Origin of the sequence: Paraglaciecola sp. (genome assembly GCF_051252315.1) — a bacterium.
In the GTDB taxonomy this organism is placed as follows: domain Bacteria; phylum Pseudomonadota; class Gammaproteobacteria; order Enterobacterales; family Alteromonadaceae; genus Paraglaciecola.
Map to the genome: position 1 here is coordinate 1 of NZ_JBPOFP010000135.1, position 11,461 is coordinate 11,461.

The 11,461-nt window shown below is 36.3% G+C and carries 9 protein-coding genes; 3 read left to right on the top strand and 6 right to left on the bottom strand.

Annotated features, from left to right (window positions below; all coding sequences use genetic code 11):
• The 3 genes from ACSHXM_RS18840 to ACSHXM_RS18850 form a co-directional block, all read left to right on the top strand.
• A partial coding sequence (locus ACSHXM_RS18840; RefSeq protein ID WP_435691396.1) for an oligosaccharide flippase family protein occupies positions 1-799 on the top strand: 799 nt, incomplete at its 5' end.
• Entirely contained in the window at positions 796-2,004 is a 1,209-nt protein-coding gene (locus tag ACSHXM_RS18845) for a polysaccharide pyruvyl transferase family protein (RefSeq protein WP_435691398.1), read from the top strand. The genes ACSHXM_RS18840 and ACSHXM_RS18845, both read left to right, overlap by 4 nt.
• Positions 2,005-2,015: 11 nt before the next feature.
• Entirely contained in the window at positions 2,016-2,843 is an 828-nt protein-coding gene (locus ACSHXM_RS18850) for a glycosyltransferase family 2 protein (protein ID WP_435691400.1), read from the top strand.
• Positions 2,844-3,245: 402 nt separating this feature from the next.
• Here the strand turns inward: ACSHXM_RS18850 and ACSHXM_RS18855 are convergent, their stop codons facing one another.
• From ACSHXM_RS18855 to ACSHXM_RS18880, 6 genes are all read right to left on the bottom strand, one after another.
• Complete coding sequence (locus ACSHXM_RS18855; protein ID WP_435691402.1) at positions 3,246-5,138, bottom strand: acyltransferase family protein; 1,893 nt, start codon at positions 5,136-5,138, stop codon at positions 3,246-3,248.
• A 191-nt stretch (positions 5,139-5,329) separates the two neighbouring features.
• Positions 5,330-7,177, bottom strand: coding sequence for an acyltransferase family protein (locus tag ACSHXM_RS18860; protein ID WP_435691404.1), 1,848 nt, complete (start codon positions 7,175-7,177; stop codon positions 5,330-5,332).
• A 113-nt stretch (positions 7,178-7,290) separates the two neighbouring features.
• Entirely contained in the window at positions 7,291-8,202 is a 912-nt protein-coding gene (locus ACSHXM_RS18865; protein WP_435691406.1) for a Wzz/FepE/Etk N-terminal domain-containing protein, read from the bottom strand.
• Between the two features lie 3 nt (positions 8,203-8,205).
• Positions 8,206-9,330, bottom strand: a complete 1,125-nt coding sequence (locus ACSHXM_RS18870) for a glycosyltransferase family 4 protein (protein ID WP_435691409.1) — start codon at positions 9,328-9,330, stop codon at positions 8,206-8,208.
• A complete protein-coding gene (locus ACSHXM_RS18875) occupies positions 9,327-10,484 on the bottom strand; it encodes a hypothetical protein (RefSeq protein ID WP_435691411.1) in 1,158 nt (385 codons plus the stop codon). The genes ACSHXM_RS18870 and ACSHXM_RS18875 overlap by 4 nt, the downstream gene beginning before the upstream one ends.
• Before the next feature lie 4 nt (positions 10,485-10,488).
• Positions 10,489-11,461 (bottom strand): glycosyltransferase (locus tag ACSHXM_RS18880; RefSeq protein WP_435691413.1); only part of this gene is annotated, 973 nt, incomplete at its 5' end.

The window sequence follows — 11,461 nt, forward strand, 5'->3', positions numbered from 1 at the left end:
GATCATAGCAGGGTACAGTCTACCAAATTTCGAATCGCTCATTATAGCTGTGATTATTGGACTATACATAAATACATTTTTACTTTGTGCAAAAACCAAAACATTTAAACTACCTACAAAATTACTGTCGTTTGATAGAAAAAATATTGTTGTAATAAAGAAGTTTAAACAATTGCCTAGGTTTCGCCTACCACATGCCTTAATTAATAACTTATCGCAGATGGCCCCACTTATATTGTTAACTTACTATTTTGGTATAAAAGAAGCTGGGTATTTTGTCCTGACTCGCACCGTATTAATGGTTCCAGTTAACCTCCTTGGAAAGGCTGTATACGATGTTTCTTACCCTAAGCTTAGCGCTGATTTCTCCCGAAAACCCATAACAAAATATTTATACTTAAGTACATTTGGCTTAATGGCTTGTTCTCTTTTGCCGATCCTTCTTTTAGTCTTCTTTGGAGAAGAGCTGTTTTCTTTTGTTTTTGGCGACGCATGGTCAACTTCGGGTATCTATGCTGGATGTATTGCTATTTGGTTTTCTTTTAACATATCAAATAGAGCTTGTATTGCAGCAGTAACATTACTTAATTTAGATAAATTTTTACTTAAAAATGGAATACTTAACATTACTCTTGCAACCTCTGGGTTCATGGCTTGTATTCATTTTGGTGCAACTGACACAACTTCATTAATGGTATTCTTCATGATGTCAGTTATTGCCCAAATCTCATTGATAAGCAAAGTACTTATTGCCTCAAAGCAACATGATAAAAAACATTGTAAGGAATTTAAGACATGAAGAGCATAGTCGTTTACGGAGCATTTGATCGTTACAATTACGGTGACAACCTTATGCCGATTCTTTTTGAGCTCTTTATTGAAAAGTACTACCCCAGTATTATAGATTCACATGAACTAGTGTTTGCTTCTTTATCAGAATCAGACTTAACCCAATTTAGCGTTAAAAAGACATCCTCAATTAGTCGAACTATTTTAGACAATAAACTAGATATTGCAGCCATAATAGTCATTGGAGGTGAAGTACTAGAAGCACGCAGTCGAATTTTATTCGCCCATATGAAGCATCCATTTGGCATAAATACCTTAATGAAAGTAATAGGGAAACTTTCGACAAAACTTGCTGATAAGCTTGCAAAAATCCCTTACCCAGTGCCTTGGGAGTTCCCTTTTATACCAGAACACAATGCGTTAACTGCTGATACCAAAATAGCCTACAACACTGTTGGAGGGGATATACGCACATTAAAACCTAGTGATATGAACGTAATATCCGAACACATGAATTCGGCTTGTTATGTAAGTGCTCGCGACTCTAGAACAGTGGACGGACTCAACCAAGTGACTAGGACCAAAGAGTACCCAGATTCTGTATGCGCTGTAAGTGATTTAATAAATCAAGAATTTCTTGAAAAAAATACACGAAACAAGGTTTTCAGCCAATTGAATGAAGATTACATTTGCTTTCAAGCAGCGCCTCATAAAGTAGGAGCAGGTGCAGAAAAAACAGCAAAGGTACTTGAGGAGATATCTACCAAATTAAATCTAAAAGTCATTTTATTGCCTATCGGATATGCTGCAGGTCATGATGATATAAATTTATTAAAAGAAATTCACAATTATAATAAAAGTTTATTCTCGTTACATTACGGGCTAAACGTTTGGGAAATAATGCGTGTAATTAAACAATCACGCTTATTCATGGGAACAAGCTTGCATGGTTGTATAACAGGACTATCATTTGGAGTGTGTAGCGTCGCAATCAACCCAAATATTCTTAAGCTCAACCACTTTATGCAACGTTGGGCGAGCCCAACAATTGATAGATCATACTCAATCGAGTCTTTACCTAAACACATTGACGAAATAATGGCAGTAGAAAAAAGTGAACTCAATGAAAATGCCAAAAAACTAAGTTCATTAGCTTTAAAAAATAATAATGAGTTAATTTTGAGTCTTAATTTACACAAAAAACATAAGAAGTAGAGGGTAACTTTTTGAACACATCTATATTAGTTGTACTTTACGCTCAAAATATATCACAAAGCGATACAATTAAAGGTTTAATATTACATGCTTTAAACTATACGAATACATCTCTAGTGATATGGAATAATGGTCCCGATTCCATCCCCTTGTCAACTGTTCAGCCACTAAAAGAGTTAGGCTTTAAAAATGTAGAACTAGTCCAGACTATCGAAAATATCGCTCTATCTAAAATATATAATCGTTTTATTAAAAATTGGCCAGCTAAACGTTACATTCTACTCGATCATGACTCTTTTTTAACTCAAGAATACTTGTCTGCAGCTTTATCAGATCGTGAAATAGAGGTAGGCGTACCACTAATTGAATCACAGCAGGAAATTAGGAGCCCACATATTGAGGGGAAATGGCACCCAGGGCCTTACACAAATAAAGATAAAGTTAGGGCGATAGGTAGCGGCTTAATTATTAGTGAAAATATTTGCCAAATAATAAAAAATAGTTTTGGTGATGTTTTTGATCAACGATTTTATTTATACGGTGTAGACACCACATTTTTCTATAGATTACGAAAAGTTAAATTAAACTCCAGAATAAAAATTATCAGTAAGTTTAACCACTCATTATCTAGACTTGAAAATGAGTCCGAAGAAACCAAATTTTTTCGCAGAAAAGAACGCAGTTACGAAATTGGACTTAAAACTCGCTATTACCTAACAGAGGTACCGCGATTATTTATCTCGCTAATCATCAGACGATGCTTAGGCCTTGATTCTTTGTCCGTCAGGTATTTATTCCATGCATTGATATCAGGCAAGCACTACAGAGATAAAGAATAATAGTGTGGTTGTTATATGCCCTTTACTCGATGAAAAATCAAAAAACTAGGCTAACTTAATCGTCCATACATACCGCCATCAACTTTGAGCGCTGGACTTAAAAATGTTCGAAAGTGTTGAGCAAGCGCAAGAACTAGCGACCAACGAGTTCTGACTATAGAACGATAAACTACCTAATATGGCAATTGGTGGCGCACCACCCAAACAACTATTGAGAGCGGCTTAAAGAAACTCTACGAATGACTGCTACTTAATATGGGGGGATTACAGTAGGAACATAAATATTAAATGTAATTTAGAAGATAGTATGAAAAATTAATTCGCGTATGCTCTTGTCCTTCCATCCAAGGCTAGCAGAAAAGTAGTCTTTAGAGGGATTATATTACGTCATATGTTTTAACTCTACTGAATAAAAGGCAGAGCCTCTTTAAACTCAGTCAACCCACCAATATATTTAGCCCCGTTTCTGGTTAAGTGGCCAATATCATAATAATAAGGTTCATTGGCTGGATTAACCACCGAACATTGCTGTTCTTTGCAAAGTATATTGGTCATATTCACATAATTAAAATTCAGTTTCAGGCTGTTATTTTTAAACACCTTATTCTGGTAGGCATAATTGATATATTGATTATCTGATATCTGTGCAAAAGCATAATCATTAACACTCCCCCCTTCTACATAGGCATCGTATAACATAGCTGGCACGCTTTTATTAAAGAGCTTGCCGCCAATGAGATATAATTCTGCATCAGGGTTTATATGCTTTATACTTGCTATCGATTCTAAAATAGAAGGAATATGTGCGTCCAGCCAATTCATAGATAACACAATTGAATCAGCCTGTTTAACAACGACATCATGCTTAATCCTATTAAATGATTTAATGCAAACGTTAAAATCAGAATCACTTATTTTATGTGGGCTATTCTCGATCATATTTAATAATTTTTTATCACTTAGATAAAAACTTCCGCACTGTGAAGGAATCATTCTCGATATTAAATCAACATAACTATCCACATCATTTGCTATTAACATATTGGTTAAGTCGCCAGCTTGAGAATCACCAATTATAAGAACCTTTTTTTTATGACTTAGAAAATTGTGTTTTCGAGCTAATATTTCATGGGCAGACCAAGTGTATTCCCCGTTATCATCCGTATCTTTATTAACTATCATTCCCTTATATATATCACCTGGAAGGTTATAAATTAAATTCGTTTTATCATATATAACCCCAGAGAATAGCAACAAGCTGATAAATAAATATATCGGCTTACATTTTATATATTTACGCACCCTAATTGCCCTGCCAGTATACTTATTACGCTCAATGTAGTGATAACTAAAAAAAGCACATACAACAGATAACAATAAAACGAGAAAAACATGGTCAAAAGAAAAATAGTGAGCCGCGACTATCAATGGCCAATGCCACAAATAAATGGAATATGACCACGAACCTAACTTTTGAGATACAGGATTATTTGTGATAACACTATCAACTCGTTGTGATTGAATAACCAAAAACGCACCTAAAACTGGCAGTAAGGCGAGATATCCCGGCCAATAGCTATTTTTTGAAAGGCCAACGTAAGAGCCAATAATTAACATTATCCCTACCCTACCGACTGCTTTTTTTGCGCGCTGTGATAGCGAAAGCGGATATAGATAAGCAACACCTCCTGCCATCATCTCCCACGCTCTAGTAGGCAGTAAATAAAAAGAGGGGTTTGGCCATATATAGGTAGTGATTACACAAAAAACAAACCCCAATACTGTCCCAAGCAAAACCAAGTTTTTCATCTTTTGGAGAGAGACAAACTGTCGTAAACATACCAGTAGCAATGGGTATATCATATAAAACTGCCACTCTACAGACAATGACCATGTATGTAACAGCCACTTTTCTTGAGAGACCGTATCAAAATAACCAGACTCTTTCCAATAAACAATATTGGATACAAAACTAAGACTGCTTAATACATGCTTACCTAAAGTTTTATAATCCAGAGGGGTAAAGAAAAACCAAGTAAAAATAAGTAAAACAAAGCAGAGAAACGCTAACGGTGGAATGATCCTTCTCGCACGGTTAGTATAAAATGTTAGCACTGAGAATATTTGTTGCTCTAATCCTTTAACTATTATGCCTGTCATTAAAAAGCCAGAAATAACAAAAAAAACATCTACACCTACAAAACCACCAGGTAACCATGATTGGTTAAAGTGAAACAATACAACTGCGATGACTGCAATTGCTCTTAATCCATTTATATCTGCTCTAAATTGCATAACACCACATAATACAAACTAATAAAGGTGCAATCACCGTAAAAGCAATCACACATACTATTTACCTACTCAAGATATAGCATAAAATCTATCATCCCTTACGATTCCCGTAGATAACCCAAGAGGCGTAATACATTAAACAGATAATGTAGTTTGCGTCTAAAAAAGCAATGATTTACTGAATTTAATGGCTACCAGCCAATTTTCTGCAATAAATGAGCAGCCCCCTCTGTTGTAAAGTGACTGCCATCAAACGCAATGGGTATATTGTCATCGGTCACCATTATACAATCATGACTATTCACACATAGTGTATCCAAAACAGAAATGTAATTAACATTCTTCACTCCTTTCAAGGCATCAGATAGCGCATCATCAATCACTTTAGCTTCGTTATACAAACGTAATTTATTGGCCTCACTAATGCCTGAACTTAACGCCAATATCCTAGGTAACTCATAGTGATACTCAACGGTTGGCCCTAATACGACCAATGTTATGGTCTGTTCAGACAATTGTTCAATCGTTTGCTTAATATTGTTCACATCTGCCAGCTTCCAAAAACCAGAGAGAATAATTTTGTCAAAATCAACGTCTTCAATCAGGTCGTTGATTGCCCAATGCATCAAATCAGTACAAACACTAGCACCATGCGATTTAAGCAAAGGCCGACAACCCGATGCGGTTACTTGGCTAATGGTTTCATTTTGTTGTTTGGCTTGATCCATAGCTTCATACCAATGAGCGGCATGGCTATCCCCAAGTAATAGAGTATTTAATTTGTGTTGTTCATTCACAATGCATTTATCTTGTGAAAACAACTTAATGTTGTTGTGGGATGACGTTAAAAAACAGCTCCCAGTTCTATAATCAACCGGCTTATAATCAATGTATTCAGCATATCCAGTCTGTGTTTGATTAAACCTATCAGAGTGCAAACTTAGAGCAAACCAAGATACACAAGAGATTAATATACCAAATGATATAGTCATAATAAGTGACTTCTTTGCTCCATTAAAAGCTGTATCCGCTAATTTTCGCTCCGCAAACCGCCAACTTAACCAAGCTAAAAATATAGATAATGTCACTAATCCTAATTTAGCCATTGTTGTCGGGCGTTCCTTAACACTTAACCAATAAAAGACCAATACGGGCCAATGCCATAAGTATAAAGAGTAAGATATTTTTCCTAGAAAGCACCCTACCCTATTGGCCAACAGAACATGAAGAATTTGACTATTGTACCCAGCAAATAACAACATCAAGGTAGCTAATGTGGGTATGACAGAATATAAATTAGGAAAAGATAAGTTTTGCTCAAATACAAAAAAACAACTCACTAATACAACCAAACCAGCTGCACCTACTAACTCAGTCCAAATCATATTCAACTGCAGACGATGTCGAGTTAAATAAAGTAAGCCGCCTACTATAAATTGCCAAAAGCGGGCAGGTGAAAAATAAAACCCTAAATTCAAATCAAAATAAAACAAAGCAAGGCTTAAAATAAAGCTGAAAAAGGCCAACACGATAAGACATATACTTATATTAATTCGAAAGAACTTTACGATAATAAGGAGAAAAAAAGGAATGATAATATAGAACTGTTCTTCTACTGAGAGAGACCAAGTATGTAGCAAAGGAGCGGATTTTAACCCTGAATCAAAATAACCAGATTCATAATAGAAATATCCATTAGAGACGTAAACTAACGCAGAAACCACGCTTTTACTATAAGACAAAAACTCTGCTGGTAGCAATAAATAGTAAGAAAATGGCAGGGTGAGCAATAACATCACATAAAATGCTGGCACTAACCTTCTTAAGCGCCTGTAATAAAAGTGAGTTAATGAAAATTTATCATCTCGTAAATCATCAACAATAAAACCAATGATGAGGTAACCAGAGACCACAAAAAAAACATCTACCCCCAAATATCCTCCTGGTATATGAAGTGGGGATATATGAAAAATTACAACAGCCATCACTGCTAGTGCGCGCAATCCCTGTATATCCCAACGGAAGTATTTCCTCTGCATGCCACTCATATATTATGAAACGATATACCCAGAGCCAATTGGTCAAAAAGGCCGCGACCTCCCTTAGGGTTAATAATATTCATAGGATTAATAACTCGATTGGCTGCAGTCACTTAATTCTGCTTTAATTCGCGTCGCAACTTAGAGAATCCTGGTAGAGAAATAATCATCAACACTCCCAATATGCCGCCAAAGAAACCACTCAATACAGTAATTATTAACCTTCGTGGTTTAAAGTGGGCTTGAGGTACTTTGATTGGGCCAACTTTTCTTAAGACGTATTCCTTTCTGATTTCAGCCAACATAAGTTTTTTCAATTGCTGCTGCATCAGCTCATAAAACACCTCTCTTAATTCAGCAACTTGGGTTTCCTCTACTTTAGCTTGCAAATATGTAAGACTAGTTCGAGTTTCTTCCACATCTATATCTTTAATCTTTTGATTAATAGCACCAATCAACAGATCTAACCACATAGCAGCTTTGTGAGGAGAATAATGCGACAAAGTAACTGTTATGACAGGTGTGTCTTTACTTTTTCGAAACACGATATTTTTCTTAAATTTATTGTACGCTGACCAATCGGAAGGTTCTTGTGAGGACTGCCCATACGTCAACCACTTTTTAGCAGAAGCATCATATATACCATCATCATATAAAAGCGTGTCATCAGTTTTCAACCATCCCTCAACAGCTAAAACATCGGGCTTTAGGTGATGTTTTTTTATAAAGCTATCGACAAAGTGCCAGTCATTTAATAACTCACTTGCTAAAGCGACCTTCTCGCTTGAGCCTGATGTAGAAATTCCAGCTAAAGATGCCAACCCACCGAGTTGCCCCCCTATTCCTAAATTACTTTGATGGCCGTCATCAACAGGCATTAGCATCACTTCAGCCCTATATTCGTTTGGAGTAACTAGTGCATAATATCCCCCGCCCCCAGCAGCCAATAGAGTACAAGCTATAACAAGCCACTTAAGCCGAATAACATCTTTGATAAAATCTACCATTTCAAAATTACGTTCCAAAAATCACCTACCAACTGCTTGTTTGTATAATTCCAGATAAGCACTAAACATACAATCCACATTAAAATTATCTATTACATGCTCCCTAGCATTTCGTCCCATCAACTGCCGCAAATCAGGCTCTTCAATCAAACGAAAAAGAGCATCAGCTAACTGTTCTGCTTGCCCTGCTTCTACTAAAATTCCTGTTTCTCCGTGTTTCACTACTTCAGGTATGCCTTCGACTGTTGTGGTGACTGTAGGTAACTCATACAAACCAGCTTCAGCAAAGACTAAACCAAAGGCTTCATATACTGAAGGCACACACAATATATCCGCTTGCTGGTATACGGCAGCCTTATCGTCTACCCAGCCTAAAAACTCAACAAAAGCACTTAAATTATTTACTTTAACGTATTCCATAGCTATAGGCATAAATTCGCCATCACCGGCTACCGTCAACTTTATGTCCCTCCTTCCAAATGAGTTAACAAGAATGTTAATTGCAGATAACAAAGACATTGGATCTTTCTGCTCATCTAGGCGAGATAAAAACAGTATATTCTTAGTATCTGCTACTTTGCTCGCTCTAGGAGCTGGTGACAGAACATTTATGTCTACACCGTTTAAAATGGCTCTAACTTTATGTTTTGGCAGATATCGAAAATACTTTAAATAATAACGATTTACCGAAGTTAAATAATGTCCAAACAAACTTGAAAACACTTCTAATGAATAATAAATAGAGCGTTTAAGAAAACCTTCTCTATTGTGAAAAGCGATACCATGTACCGTATGAATTACACTTTTCACCCCAGCCAAACGAGCAATTACTCTGCCAATAACACCGGGTTTGGTCGAGTGTGTATGCACAATGTCTAATTGTAGGTCTTTCAACACCTTGTATAGTTCAATACATAACTTTAAATCATGGACACCTATTTCACGCTTAAGGTTCTCTAATCTTATAATTTGGACTCCCGCATGAGAAAACTTTTCAGTAAAAGCTTGTGTTTCCCGACTATCAAGAGCACAAATCAGGTACTTGTCGTACTGGTTGTCATCCAATTTTGACAGTATTTGTAAAGAAATATTTTGTACACCTGATAAAATGGGGACGACTTGAATGTGTGCTACTTTGATCTTCATATTGCTGCCATAGATATTACATAAAACATTAAAAAAAGACTCCCAACCCAAATACTTTGCGTTCTGGTTAGTGAACGTTCCCATACCTCACTATTACGGGCTGAAGTTAAGGCAATACCTGTAAAAATTAGCGCCAATATCACAGCCCGCTGACGAATATCAGCAGTACCGTAGGCTATTAAATAAACAAGTAATGTGGCAAGGCCAATGCCCAAAGAATAAATACCACCATGACAAGAGAATAACGATGAAGCGACGATGGAAAAATGACTAAAACATAAAACAACGAACCAAGATAATGCAAAATAATAAACATAATGTAACAACAGTAGTACGGCACCATGACCATCTAAAAAAGGCTGAATAAAATGGCTATCATGGTAAAAATAATGAAAAGGCGTAGGCCCTAGTATAATTTTAGGCAATGAAGCAATTGATAGGCCACCTGTACCGACAGATGCATCACTCGACCAGTGAGAAGCGATATAGACTATCAGTCCCCACTTCCAAACCAATATGGTCAATAAGCCGGCTAAAGCTATAAACCAAAACGCTCTAGCCACCAGTTTATTATCGTTGGCGAACATATATGGCAAAGCAATTAAAGGTGCATATAAGAAACTAAAAGGACGAATATACGTCATGCCCCAAATACTCAACATAACAACAAGTGATTTCACCCACCTTTTTTTTAATCTTATTAATAAACCGACAGTGAAAAACATAATGATAATCAAATAATTATCTTTGAAAAGATTAGTACAGGTATAAATCACTGTATGATTAAGCAAGACTAAAATGTAAAAAACATTTGCACTGCGCCTTAACACCCAGAGACAACTTGCTGAGAGTGCAGCACATTGCCCTATCAATGCGAAGTAAACACTATCAGAAGGAGCAATAACCCACTTTAAAAATAGAGGATAGTGATAAAATAAGTAATTAGAAATATCATCAAAACTAGTATTAAAAGCCCTAAAATATAATAATGTATCCGATGGCTTAGCTGAGATTTGATATGCGGCTTCAACCCCTTGTTCTGCTGCCAATATAATCAAACAAAAACAACATGCCCAATATATAAAAAGCATGGGCAGTTTTTGGTATTTATAACCCAGCCCAACACCTAATAAAATCAATAATAGGGAAAGCACAATATCAACCTAGCATTAATGAAAGTCGAGCGCGGCCGTACTCTTCATCAAACTCATTAGGCTCGAAGATAATAGAAGACGTTACAATCCCATTTGCAATGGCTTCAAAGTCTGCAAAGTCAAACAAATTAGAAGCCGGAATAATATGCCTATTGAGCTCATTCGTGTAACCAATCACTTTACAACCAAGAGACTTAGCCTCCAGAACGGCCATAGGCATCATTTCCCCTGCATAAGAAGAACAAAAGAACATATAATCACTCGCCGCAAGAAATGCTAAAGGGTATTCTTGAAATCCAGCTATGAATAGATTATCCAGCTTCAGCTCTAAAGCCAGAGCCTTAATGTATCCAAGTTCGTCACCTGTACCTAACACCAAACCAAAATATGAATCCTTTGGTAACAACTTGAGCAACCTAAGCAAATGTTCAGCATTTTTATCTTTTGTCACCCGACCCAAAAATGTAATAACTTTCCGATCACCCGCTAGTTCTTTTAACTCTTCGACGGCAAGTGATGAATTCCCCTTAGAATAACTATCTAAAGCCAAATAATTATTCAAATAAAAACGCTTATCCTCTTTAAAATTCTGCTCTAATAGCTTGGTGGTAATCGGCGTAATTTGAATTATTTTTTCTAGTACCCCCTGACAAAACGATAATAAGCGCATTTTTTGGGGTGAATAAAAAAGGTGCTGAACATAGAATATTCTAACTTTTTTCCTAAAAAAGAGTTTCAGTAAAACACAAATTATCAATGCTCTATTGGTATGCGCAATAACACAATAGGGCTCTTTTGCCTGCTCAAAAATTTGTTTCAAAACAGAAAAACAATAACGCCAGTAGCCATTAAATATATATACATTCTCAAGGTCACTATTTCTACCACCATTAAGTGCAAAAATACAATTAGCAACGCCCAAACTGTTTAATGTATATTGGTAGGTAAGCGCTACTCGCTCCCCCCCACCAAAACAG